The sequence below is a fragment of the Chryseobacterium sp. GVT01B genome (genome assembly GCF_019970045.1).
Lineage (GTDB): Bacteria > Bacteroidota > Bacteroidia > Flavobacteriales > Weeksellaceae > Chryseobacterium.
Map to the genome: position 1 here is coordinate 137,148 of NZ_JAHXYI010000004.1, position 12,521 is coordinate 149,668.

A 12,521-nucleotide genomic window follows, 5' to 3' on the forward strand; every position below is an offset into this window, starting at 1 on the left:
CGAATCAGGAGTATCCCGAATCTCAAAATCTCGCAACCCGAACCCCGCAACCCAAATTTACGTTTTATCATTACTCTCACCATTCATCTGCTTCAAACTATCCGCATACAACTTCGCAGGAGTCCACCTTGCATGTTTGGAAAGAATAGCTTTATATCCTCTTTTATACGTATAAACCTTGGTAAATACAGCGCCAAAAAATATCAGCATACAGGAATAGTTGATCCACATCATAATCAGGATGACGGTTCCGGCAGCACCAAAGGCTGAGGTAGGCTTCACCTGATTAAAATAAAGACTTAATAAAAACTTTCCGAGGGTAAATAAAACAGTTGTCAGAAATGCGCCTTTCCATACCGGTTTCCAGCTGATCAAAACATCGGGCAGCACTTTAAACATTAAAGCAAATAAAAGCATGACCAGTCCAAATCCTACAGCAAAATTCACAAACTCTACCAGCATATAGGTTTCAAGACCAAAATATCTGGTAATAATCTGATTGAAAAGACTGATCAAAGAAGATAAAACCATGGTGATCATCAAAAGAAATCCCATAATAAGAATCATCCCCAAAGAATTGGCTCTGTCCAGAAGAAATTTAATCAATGCCTTTTTGGGAGCAGCTTCCACTTCCCAAAGTGAATTTAATGAATGCTGAAGTTGAAAAAAAAGCGTTGTAGAACCAAAAACCAGGGATCCAACTCCTACGGCTTTCATGAAAATATTCTTTTTGTCAATCAGAGCGCCCGCCAGCATACCTTCAATACTTTTAGCAACATCCGGACCCATAATACCACTGATTTGCGTACTAATTTGTCCACGGATTGCTTCTTCGCCAAAGAAATTTCCAAGTACCCATATAATAATAATCAATAATCCCGGGATTGAAAAGATAGCATAATAAGCAAGACTTGCTGAATCTTTTGATGCAGTAGAATTATTCCATTCTGTAAATGTGTCTTTCAGAACCTCCCAGAAAAATTTAGCATTTTTGATCATATTAAAAAGGATATCCGATGGCAATATTTAAAACAAGATTATCTTTTCTCCAGTTAGAGTCTCCGAAATTAATTTTATCGAAGGCCCATCTGTCCCCTTTTTCATAATAAGGAACTCTCAGTGGCATGGCGAGATCAAGTCTTAAGATCAGGATAGAAAAATCCAGTCTCAGACCTACTCCGGCTCCCACCGCAATTTCATTTAAAAAGTTTTTTGAAAACTTTGCTCCCGGTCTGTTTTCATCGTCATGAAGCAGCCAGATATTTCCGGCATCTACAAAAACAGCTGCATTTAAAAATTTATAAAGATTGGCGCGGTATTCTGCATTCAATTCCAGCTTAACATCCCCGGATTGATCAAAATAAGTACCTTCATCAAGGGTTCTCGGATCAAAGCTTCCCGGTCCTAACGTTCTTGCACGGAACGCTCTTATACTGTTACTACCTCCTGAGAAAAATTGCTTGGAGAAAGGAACAAATTCTGAGTTTCCGTATGGATAGGCAATTCCTCCGATAAATCTCGTAGCCAGAGAAGATTTTTCAGTGAATTTATGATAGAATCTAATATCATTTTCAATCTTTACATACTGGCTGAAAGGAATACCGAATATTTTCTTTTCCTTATCTTTTTTTACATCTGCTCCGGTAACCAATCCTGTGATATTTCCTGCAAGATCAAGCGTTCCTTTATAATAAAAGGTATTGGTTCTTGGCAGCATGGTATTGGTATAGGTGAAAGAATAGGTAGGGCCAAAAATTAACTGCTTATCGACAATTCGTCGCATAGCAGGATTATTGATAGATTTAGCGTAATATTCATCTGTAACATTTGCTGGCGATACCAATGTAATATCAATGACTTTCAGATCATGTTCTTTCCTCGCATTTTCTTTCCACACATATCCGAATGATCCGGTGAAATTATTAAGAGTATAATATTGTGTTCTGTTCTGGAATTCATATCCCAAACTAATATTGGTTCTGGGAACAAATTCACTGGAAGAATGAAAACGGAATGGTGCCACAATTCTCGGGATCGAAAGCTGGACATTTGTTCCTGCACGGAAAATATTATTGGCGTTTTGCGCACCTCCCATCTGGAAATCAAAAGCTCCGTAGATGGATGCTTTAAATTGTTCTGCACCTCTGAAGAAATTTCTATGCGTCCAGTTGAGGTTCAGCTCACTACCTGCATAGTTGGCAGAGTTGGTTCTTCCCAAAGCTTCCAGACGGAGCGATTGAACTTGTCTTGGGGTTAATAGATAATAGGCATCAAATTTATGGCTTAAAGAGTCAGATACGATGAACTCATTCTTTACAAATTTGAATACGCCCAGACTGATGAGTCGGTTCAGGGTCAGATTATGATTGGAACGGTTATAAAGATCTCCTTTTTTGAAATATAATGCTCTGTCAAAAATTTTCGGTTTAAACTTATGTTGAGGATCAATGACGTAAATGTCGTCGAAACGATATTTAGAAAGAGAATCTTTATCCATCGGAATGCTGTATTTTCCATCTTTTACATCCTGAATGTTGTAATTTGGAAATACAATAACATTATCAATACTAAACTGTTGAGTTGCTAAATCAGGTGTATTGTCTTTCAGTTTTACATTAAGCTCAACCTTATGATTTTTGCTCACCGTACTGTCGGCCTGGACAATAATATTATCAGGATGGAAATAATAAAAACCTCTTTCTTTTAACCTGTTGTCAATTCTTTCTCTTTCTGCTTTGATGACATCAAGGTCAAATGGCCTTCCGTTTTTAAGAAGGGTTCTATCAGTAAAGTTTTGAATTTCCCGATTAACCAGCGTAGAATCTTTCTGGAATTTTACTCCGTCAATCAAATATCTTGAACCCGGTCTTACTCTATAGATAACCTGGGCTTTTTTATTCTTTGAAATGGTATCATAAGTAGCTTTAGCATTGAAGTATCCTTTGTTTTCAGAATAATTCTCAATGATATCTTTATTGAACTCTCTGTCTACATCACCCAATAATACTGGCTTTTCACCCACTTTATATTTAAGCCAGTAATTAAAACCTTTATCTTTTTTCGGCTCTTTGGCAATATTATAAAAATACAACTTGGGACGCAATCCTAAAAAAGTAGAATTGGGCTTTGGAGTAAGATTGGCTTCTAATGCTGACTGAAGGTCTTTCTTTTCTTTTTTAGAAATTGTATCATTTTCAATCTTTACTTTGGCTCCCGTGTAAAGCATCTGACCTTCTTTCAAAAACCTTGTATTACTGCACGAGACCACAGTGGATGCCATTCCGGAAACCAACAGATACTTACAATATATATGGAACTTATTACTCATTATTTAAATTCTACCACTTGGTTATTTTGATTTTTTTTTCGGCTTCTTCTCTTTAGATTTCTGGAAAATCTCCCGGAACTTGTCATAATCCAATGTAATGATAAATCCAACTCCGGTTTCTATGATCTGCCCCTGAAGAGCTACCTGATATTCATCCTTACGATAAGCTCGCAGCATATATCTTCCATCTTTAGAAAGACTGTAATCTACGGAAACGTTACCCGCAATATTCGTCATATTTTCATTCTGACGGGCCTGACCTTCCAGTCCGAAATTACTTCCTACCGTTACTTTTAGTCGGTCGTTCAATAATTTTTTACTGATATCTACATTCAGGTCAGTTCGGGTGTTTTTTTCTCCGCTGGAATAATCTTCTGAAGAATCAAGACCAAAATTAAGATCTACGCCTTTGATAAGACCTGCTGCAAGATTGTTCAGCTGCTGAGAAAGAATCTTACTCACGCTCTGTCTCGCCATGGTTTCTGCAGACATTCCCGCTCCGCTTTCAAATGGATTTTCTCCGATGAAACGGTTCAGAAGAAGTAATGCAAACACCTGCTTATTCAGCTCAGACTCCTGAGTTCTGATCTGGGCAAGCTTCTGATCTACAACATCTTTTACATTAGTAGAAACAGAATTATTTTTTTCATCTGTAGTAATATCAAAAGTAAGCTGAGGTTTCAATAATTCCCCTTTCATTTTTAATAAAGCATTGAAAGGAACTCTCTGCTTAAACTGATTCAATGTTGAAGCACTTTCTCCACTGATCTGCTGTTCTACAAGGTCAATAGGAGGAGCTTCTGTTTTATAAACGGCGGTAATATCCATTTGAGCCGTTGTAGGCTCACCGGTCCATGTGATAGTACTGCCTTTCTGGATGTCAAATTTACGTTTCAGGAAACTCACCGAAAGATCATAACTACCTTTTTCCACTTCATATATTCCTACCAATGTGGTTTTTCCTGACGGGTCTATTCCTCCTGTTAATTCTGCTTCACCCTGGAGCTGTACGAAATCACCATTGGCTTTATCAATAATCAGCGACAGTTTTGCTTCTTTGCTGACTTCAATATTAACACTCACATCCATTCCTTTAATACGGCTTTGTGCATTAAGAGAATCAGCCTTGATGGTTTTGTTTAAAACCACCTGATCCTGATCCACAAATTCTACAATACCATCTCTTTCCTGCAAAGTAGGGCTGGATTGAGGAAGGACAAAAGTGAAATCCGTATTGTCTGCCACGCTTAATCTTCCGTCTACTTTTGGGAGATCAAGGTTTCCGCGGATATGAAGCCCGGCATCAATAGCAAGAACACCATACATGATCGCATCATTGGATTTCTCTGAATTGACTACTTTAAAGTCTTTTGCATTCACATTCAGGTTAAAGGCGAAATCTCTGTACGTCTGCGTCAGAACCTGTCCATCTACTACAAGAGCATTTCCGTCTTTATCTTTAATTTTAAATTTATCAAATTCTATTCCCTGGCTCGTAAAGTTGATTTCATCACTCAGATGTCTGAAATCACTTCCGGTTTTGGCTATTTCCAATCCGGCATCATTGAATTTTACTTTTCCTAAAATATTAGGCTTATCAGTAGTTCCTGTAATCTTTAAATTTCCTGAAAGATAACCTTCCGTATTGGTAATTGCATTCATAGAAAATCCTTGAATACTTTTCATCTGAAGCTGATTGATCGCCATATTCAGATCGAAAGTACTGGATGAGGTGTTATAATCTCCCAGAATTTTTACATCATTATTATTTCCGGAAAGCGCAATATCAGCATTTAAAACCTTCGGTGAAGCATTATTTACTTTTACGGCAAGGTTTCCGACAGGACTTCCATAGACGATTAAATCAGAAATGTTCAGGTCCGAAGTAAAGGTCATATTTTTAGTCACATCACGAAGCTGTGCGGTTCCGTTAATAGTTCCTCTTGCCAGAACCGTGTCTTTTTTAATAAGTTCTGTAATGGTTTCAATCTTGAAATCTTTCAACGAAATATTCAAAGGACTGCTTGGACTGTTGGTTTCAGACTGAACAGCAATTTCACTGTTTCCATTGGATAGGATGAAATTATCAGCCAGAATTCCTTTGTTGCTGATCTGGATTTTGTTGTTTTCAGCCACGTTCCAATCCGTATAGTTGAGTTTTAAGCCATTCGGGTTCAGAGAAACTTCAGTAATATCATTTAAGGATTTTGCACTTCCGGCAATCAGGAATTGCGTAGCGTCTTTTTCATCCTTTGTGGTAACGTTGTAGCGGATGGTATTGTCAGCAACATCACCGTCAATATTGATTTTATTTAAAGAAAAACTTGAGCTTTTTAATGCCGCAACATTCAGGCTGTACTGTAATGCCTGATTTTCATTCGTTACTTTTAAAGCTCCTTTTTCAATAGAGTTTTCGCCATATAATAATCGCGGAATCTGTCCGTCAATTTCAATTTTCTGAGAATCTGCATCATAATTTCCTGCCAGATTAATGGTTTCAAAATCTTTCAGATCCGGAACAAATTTTCTGATCAGATCATCATTTTTAATCTTTGCAGTAAAATTAAAATGCTGTCCCGGATCAATTTTCTGACTTTTATCCGGCTTCTGGAATTGATAATACTGATTGACCGTTTGCGTTAATGCTCCAAAAATCTGGGTAAGTTTATATTTACCTTTCAGCTCCACATCTGCCACCTGAGAATTGAAAATAATCTGGGTAGAATCCTGAGTAGAAGAGGCCTTCAGATTGACTTCCTGTACAGGATATACTTCTTTGGTATCTGAAAATGCAAAATCTTTAAGGTTTAAATACCCGTTCAGATTATTCGGATCCAGACTTGTAAAATCACCATCAATTTTTCCGGCAATGATCATCGGTTTTTCATAGAAACCAAGCTTGTTGACATCCAGCTTGATGACTTCTCCGTTTACTTTTACAGTAGGATTTTTTTCATCATATACTCCGGAAGCGGTCAACTGTAAACTGGCATTAGGATCTTTTGAATCTAAAATAACATGATAAGCTCCTTTGTTGATCTTTCCGGTAAGATTCATGTTTTGATAACGGTATCCTTTATAGACCGCTGAGGCAACATGTCCTTTTAAATAAGCATTGGCATTTTTAAAATCAAAACTTTCGCCTTTTGCTGCAATCTGTGCCGTGACAGGGCCAATATCCTTATTCTGAATAATTTTTCCTATCTGTATACCCTGAAGATTTGCTTTTATATCATATAACTCATGATTTTTCTTCCGCATATCTACTTGTGCGATGATGGCTGCATTTCCGAGTGTAGAGTAGAGGTTAAGATCTGTATTTACTACTTTAGTTGTTCCTTTTGCATTTCCTTTGATACTGAAATGGGAAGGAAGAGAAATATTGGAAGGAATCGTATTTTTCGGGACAAGATTGAATATCGTTTTGGCACTGGAAGAAAATTCTCCGATTCTCAGATCGTAATATAACTGATCAGGATTCATCGCATTTTTAATTTTTCCGGATGCCATCACTCTCAGCTGATCCAGCCCGGAAACTTTAAGATCCTGAATTAAAAGATCATTCACGCTTCCTTTTACATTCGCATTTACATTGAGAATAGCATTCGGATATTTATTAAATGGAACTGTATTTCTTAACGTTGGAACCAGATTCAAAATGTCAGAGAATCCTATTTTTGAATCTTTGATATTGGCCGAAATCTTTACAGCACCTAAGTTTGAGCTTAGTTGATCGATAGAGTTATAGTTTAAAATAACCTCATCACGCAATATTGTTTTTGGAGTTTGAAGGTAAAGATCTTTGAGATAAGCCTCCTTTTCTGCATACACGAAATCCGTATTGAATTTCTGAATATCCAATCCTCTTCCTTCTTTGATTTCTGCAGAATTCACTGTTCCTGCAAAGGTGTTGTTCTCCATTTTAAAGCTTTTCACCTCTACATTCATTTTTGAAAAATTCAGGTGGTTGAAGTCCATTCCCTGTTTAGTTGGGGAAATAGCGGTATTGTTATAATTTACCTTTACATCATTTAAAACAAGCTTTCCTAAAAGAAGTTTCATTGCTTTATCCTGATCGGAAACTTTGGAAACTTCAGGTTCTTTGGTCTTTTTCGGATTGGCATTCTGAGCAGGAAGATAAAGATTGGCATTAATGTCTGCTCCGGAAAGAAATACATTCGCTAGGTTGAAGGCATTGTTTTCCAGATCCAGTTTATTGACCTTTGTGCTCAGTTCTGTGAAGATTACTTTTGCAAATGTTTTAGTATTTTCATCACCGTAGTCAATATCGAAATGAGTAAGCTTAATACCTCTCAATCCAATATTCATTGGTTTCTTTTCATTAAGAGAGTCTACTTTTTTCTCAACCTTTTGGGCAACTTCTTCTACAAGTCCCTGTTTTAGCTTTAATTTTAATCCGTCAAGATTGATATCATTAACGGCGTAATTGTTTTTATTAAGATCAAAAGTTTTTACTCTGGTATCGAAAGACTTAAAATATAGTTTAATATCATTCCTCGATTGTTGGTCATTGAAGGTTACCCCAATATCTTTTAAATTGATTTTATCAAGAGAAATAATGAATGGCTTTGAAGAACTTTCTTCTTTGTCGCTGGTTGCGAAAGCATCAATGATATAATTGAAATTGAATTTGCCATCCGGTTTCCGTACAACATTGGCACGGGCACCTTCCATGCTGACTGAAGTAATGTCTGCTGTAGAATTGAGGAGCTTGAGCATATGTAAACCAACATCCAGTTTCTTCACTGCCAGAAGGGTGTCTACATCCTGTCCTTTGAGATAAAGATTTTCCATGACAAGACTGTTGGGAAATCCGATGTAAACTTTTTCAAGGCTTACCTTAGTTTTGATTTTTTTCTCAAGGTAAACAATAAGCTTGTCTTTAATGAAATTTTGAACGGCAGGAAGCCTTAAGCTTAATATCAACAGGGTAAGAAAAACCAATATTGAAATAAAGGTTATTGCAATACGCCTTAAAATTTTGGTGGTGTTGATTTTCAGTTTCAAATGCGAGGTGGTTTCTAACAAAGATAATAATACTATTTTATTTAGTCTTTGTTGTGGTATCCTTTGCAAATGCAAAAATCCTGCCTTGACTGTCTTATTATGGAATTTTTAGTTTGTAGTTGTCAAGTGAATAGTTGAGTAAGACGAACCAAGGCATGGATATTTATTTTTAAAAAGCCCCCTTTATATCATTTTTAATGTTGAAAAGGTTAGTTAGCAAAAATGAAATTCAAATGTTAGTGTAGTAGAAAAGGGGGCTTGGCATGGTTTATATGATAGATAATAATTTTTTAGTTGTTTCCGTTTTCCCATTTTACTTCTTCTCCTTGCGGAGCGGCACCACCTTGGGCTGTTGTGATAGGAGCGGTTTCCTGGTTGATATGGTAAATGTAAGCGGCTATCTTTTCAGCATCTCTTCCTGTGATGGTTCCTTCCTTGATGAAGGGTCTCATGGTAGGATTGTTTGGAGAACCGTTTTCAAGCATCCAGAATACATTTTTAAATAAACTTTTTTCTTTCATGTTGATCCAGTGTGTATCGGTAAGGTTCGGACCAATTCCTCCTTTTCCTCCGTCTCCATGGCAGGTAACACAATTTGTTTTGAAAAGTTCCTGGCCTTCTGCGATATTATCAGCACTGTATTTTGCAGATTCCAGATTGATCTGAGGAGCTGTTTTTTCATACTCTTCAATAGATGCCAACATGGTTTTTGCTTCTTTGGTATATTCTGCTTCCGGATGGGCGTAATCTGTGAAAGAAAAGGCTACCAGATAAACTACGCAGAAGATACATCCGAACCAGAATAAACCGATCCACCATTTCGGAAGTGAGTTGTCAAGCTCTGTAATTCCGTCAAAACCATGGTCGATAAGAATATCTTTTTCTTCCGTAACGGATTGTTTTTTGAAGGCCGAATTCCATAATTTCTGATAATAAGGAACATTTTTTTCTGCCAGATATTGTTTTTTCTCTTCCTCTGATAATCGGTTGAAATTTTCATTTTCCACCAGATCTCCAATTGAATTCATGATCAGCAGGAGGAGAATGGCGATTAATATCAACGCCCAGAAAAAAGGAGAAGAAAAATATCCTGAATCACTGGCGAACATTTCAAAGGCCATGATCGTTAAACCTATCGTTGCTGCGATATATATTGAAATTGGGGTTCTCGTTTTCATTGCAATTCAATTTTAAATGTTACTCTACGCTGGCAGTTTGTACCTGTGTTGTTTTAATGTCGGTACCTAATCTTTGCAGGTACGCGATCATGGCTACAATTTCTCTCTGTTCAAGAGGTACATACGCAGATCCTTTTGCTGTTTTTTCTTTTACCATCTGATCTTTTACATCCGTTGCTTCAGAATATATTCTCTGTACAATCGCTTTTGACTGGTTGTCTGCCCATTGGTTGGCAGAATCTATCTGAGCTTTTGTGTAAGGAACATCGAAAGCATTTTTCATCAGTTTCATTTTATCCACCATCTGATTGCGGTCCAGTTTATTGGTAATCAGCCATGGGAAACGTGGCATGATGGAACCGGCAGATGTAATTCTTGGATTGTACATATGTTTGAAGTGCCATGAATCCGGATTTCTTCCTCCTTCTCTGTGAAGATCCGGTCCTGTTCTTTTAGATCCCCATAAGAAGGGTCTGTCATAAATAAATTCTCCGGCTTTGGAATACTGTCCGTTTTTTCCTTCAAATCTTACCACTTCATCACGGAAAGGTCTGATCATCTGAGAGTGGCATGAATTACAGCCTTCACGGATATAAAGATCTCTTCCTTCCAGTTCCAGTGGAGTATATGGCTTTACTGCTGTGATCGTGGGAACACTTTGCTTCAGTGAAAGTGTCGGAATAATTTCCACCAATCCACCAATAGCGATTGTGATAAAAGCTAATATAGAAAGGAGAGTAGGTGTTCTTTCCAACCACAGGTGTACCCCTTCGCCTTCTTTTCTTGAAGTACCGATGTTGGCTAATGCAGGAGCTTCTGCAGGAACTTCTTTCTGGAATGAACCGGCTTTAACCGTTTTGATAACGTTAATAACCATTAAAATTGCTCCTGACAGATAAAGAATACCTCCTAAGAATCTCATTTTAAAGTAAGGAATGATCGCAGTTACTGTATCCAGCCAGTTTTTCCACAATAAAGTTCCGTCCGGGTTGAATTGTTTCCACATCAATCCCTGTGTGAATCCTGAAATATACATAGGAACGGCATAGAAGATAATTCCTAATGTTCCCAGCCAGAAGTGCCAGTTGGCCAGTTTTTTAGACCAAAGAGATGTTCTCCACATGATCGGAACCAGATAATATACCACTCCGAATGCCATGAAACCATTCCATCCAAGAGCTCCTAAGTGTACGTGACCAATAACCCAGTCGGTATAGTGACCAATTTTATTTAATGATTTTGTTGCCAATAAAGGTCCTTCGAAAGTAGCCATACCATAACAGGTAATAGCAACTACAAAGAATTTCAGAATCGGATTTTCTCTTACTTTATCCCATGCCCCTCTTAAGGTTAGAAGACCATTCAGCATTCCTCCCCATGACGGTGCAATAAGCATAATAGAGAATCCTGTTCCTACCGCCTGAGCCCAGGCAGGTAAAGCTGTATATTGCAGGTGGTGAGGCCCGGCCCAAAGGTATACAAAGATCAGCGACCAGAAGTGAATGATGGATAACTTGTATGAGAATACCGGTCGTTGTGCTGCTTTTGGCATAAAGTAATACATCAGGCCTAATACAGGGGTCGTTAAAACAAATGCTACTGCATTATGCCCATACCACCATTGTACTAATGCATCTTTTACACCTGCATATACAGAATAAGATTTCCAGCTTGTGAAAGATAACGGAACTTCCAGATTATTGAAGATGTGAAGCATTGCCACAGCAATCCAGGTTGCAAGATAGAACCAGATGGCTACATATAAATGTCTCACTCTTCTCCTGGCAATAGTTCCGAACATATTGATTCCGAAAACGATCCATGAGAATGCAATTAAAATGTCAATCGGCCATTCATGTTCAGCGTATTCTTTAGATGTGTTGATTCCCATAAGAAATGTGATCACTACGCTGATAATCATAATCTGCCATGACCAGAAATGGATCCATGAAAGCGTATCACTATACATTCTTGTTTTAAGAAGTCTCTGCATACTGTAGTAAGCACCACAGAAAAAGGAATTACAGACGAAAGCAAAAATTACAGCACTGGTATGAAGCATTCTGATTCTTCCGAAGCCCATTGCTCCCTGAGTATTGATCAGTCCCTGAATATTGCCCGAAGCTAAGCTTTTAATAGTTGTATCATCCGTACCGAATAAAAATTCAGGTAATTCAGGATAAAAAAGCATCAATGCAGCTGTAAGCCCCAGCAGAAATCCTACAAGTCCAAATGCGATGGTAGCATAGAGGAATGCTCTGACAATATTATTGTCATAATTAAATTTTTGCGTCTCCATAAATTCCAATAGTGTTTACCGAAGTGATATTTTCTCTGAAAAAAGGCTTATTTTTGACTCTTTTCTATGTTGAAAATAAATATCATGTAACGTGTATAATGTTTTGCCAAAGGTATTTATTAACTTTGTTAGAGGCTATTAGATAATCTTCTAAAATATACCGAAAACTACTAAAACAAAAACGATGAAAGTATGTGGACAAAATATCAGGAAAATCCGTAGGAGTAAAGACCTTACACAGGAATACATGGCTTTTGAAATGGGAATCTCCCAAAAAGCTTATTCCGATATTGAAAACTCCAAGGTGAAAATTAATTTGGAGATACTGACTAAAATATCAACTATTTTAGACATCAAGCCATCCGATATCTGCAGCATTTCGCATAAATGTGGAATAGATACATATGAAGATAAATACCAGGATCTTTTGGAGTATATGAAAAAGAATAATATTTCAATTCCGAAAGAGTTTTTGTAGACAGTACCCTTTTATATTACATTTAATTTTTAACAATCATAAAATAATGATCTCCTTCAGCTATCGAAGAAGATCATATTTTTTGCTCAAAAAAGAGCTGTGTTTCTAGTGTGCCTGATAATCATGGCATTGATGAGGGAACAAATATTTGGATTTTCAAATTTATTATAATCAATAAATTATTAATAAATAATTATGTAGAAAAAAATT

General features: G+C 37.2%; 6 protein-coding genes. 1 reads left to right on the forward strand and 5 read right to left on the reverse strand.

All coding sequences use genetic code 11. The features are described from left to right. Window positions 1–57 precede the first annotated feature (57 nt). The 5 genes from LC457_RS10560 to ccoN form a co-directional block, all read right to left on the reverse strand. A complete protein-coding gene (locus LC457_RS10560) occupies window positions 58–999 on the reverse strand; it encodes a YihY/virulence factor BrkB family protein (RefSeq protein WP_223599803.1) in 942 nt (313 codons plus the stop codon). A 1-nt stretch (window position 1,000) separates the two neighbouring features. Next, on the reverse strand, window positions 1,001–3,328 hold the full coding sequence (locus LC457_RS10565; protein WP_223599804.1) for a BamA/TamA family outer membrane protein: 2,328 nt from the start codon (window positions 3,326–3,328) through the stop codon (window positions 1,001–1,003). A 21-nt stretch (window positions 3,329–3,349) separates the two neighbouring features. After that, complete coding sequence (locus LC457_RS10570; protein WP_223599805.1) at window positions 3,350–8,377, reverse strand: translocation/assembly module TamB; 5,028 nt, start codon at window positions 8,375–8,377, stop codon at window positions 3,350–3,352. Window positions 8,378–8,646: 269 nt separating this feature from the next. Then, entirely contained in the window at window positions 8,647–9,534 is an 888-nt protein-coding gene (locus tag LC457_RS10575; RefSeq protein WP_223599806.1) for a cbb3-type cytochrome c oxidase N-terminal domain-containing protein, read from the reverse strand. A gap of 19 nt (window positions 9,535–9,553) precedes the next feature. Beyond that, entirely contained in the window at window positions 9,554–11,833 is a 2,280-nt protein-coding gene (gene ccoN / locus LC457_RS10580) for a cytochrome-c oxidase, cbb3-type subunit I (protein ID WP_223599807.1), read from the reverse strand. A 184-nt stretch (window positions 11,834–12,017) separates the two neighbouring features. Here ccoN and LC457_RS10585 point away from each other — a divergent pair, with 184 nt between their 5' ends. Beyond that, window positions 12,018–12,311 carry a helix-turn-helix domain-containing protein gene (locus LC457_RS10585; protein WP_223599808.1) on the forward strand — a complete coding sequence of 98 codons (294 nt, stop codon included), beginning with the start codon at window positions 12,018–12,020 and terminating at the stop codon, window positions 12,309–12,311. Window positions 12,312–12,521 lie beyond the last annotated feature (210 nt).

Excerpts from the sequence above, each read along its gene's own strand:
- ccoN (WP_223599807.1), bottom strand. The coding sequence starts at position 11,833 with ATGGAGACGCAAAAATTTAATTATGACAATAATATTGTCAGAGCATTC.
- LC457_RS10575 (WP_223599806.1), bottom strand. The coding sequence starts at position 9,534 with ATGAAAACGAGAACCCCAATTTCAATATATATCGCAGCAACGATAGGT.
- LC457_RS10585 (WP_223599808.1), top strand. The coding sequence starts at position 12,018 with ATGAAAGTATGTGGACAAAATATCAGGAAAATCCGTAGGAGTAAAGAC.
- LC457_RS10560 (WP_223599803.1), bottom strand. The coding sequence starts at position 999 with ATGATCAAAAATGCTAAATTTTTCTGGGAGGTTCTGAAAGACACATTT.
- LC457_RS10565 (WP_223599804.1), bottom strand. The coding sequence starts at position 3,328 with ATGAGTAATAAGTTCCATATATATTGTAAGTATCTGTTGGTTTCCGGA.